Here is a 263-nt window from a genome sequence, read left to right on the forward strand (position 1 = left end):
GGCCATGACCACGCCGAAGGGCGCCGCTCTCGAACGTTTTCTGAAGGCGCCGGACCCGGAAACGCCGCTCGTCCTGGTGTTCGGGCCCGATACCGGTCTCGTTTCCGAACGCACCCGCCAGATCATCGATGCCTCGATCGGCGACGGCGCCGATCCCTTCGCCATCGTCCAGCTCGACGGCGACGCCATTGCCGGCGATCCGGCCCGTCTCGCCGACGAAGCCCACACCATCCCGCTGTTCGGCGGCCGCCGCGCCATTCGCA

General features: G+C 69.2%; 1 protein-coding gene. It reads left to right on the forward strand.

The window, feature by feature from the left end; translation table 11 throughout:
* The coding region (locus tag FQ664_RS27390) for a DNA polymerase III subunit delta (RefSeq protein ID WP_218570436.1) at positions 1-263 on the forward strand (263 nt) is incomplete at both ends.

Origin of the sequence: Pseudomonas persica (assembly GCF_900291015.1) — a bacterium.
Taxonomy (GTDB): domain Bacteria; phylum Pseudomonadota; class Gammaproteobacteria; order Pseudomonadales; family Pseudomonadaceae; genus Aquipseudomonas.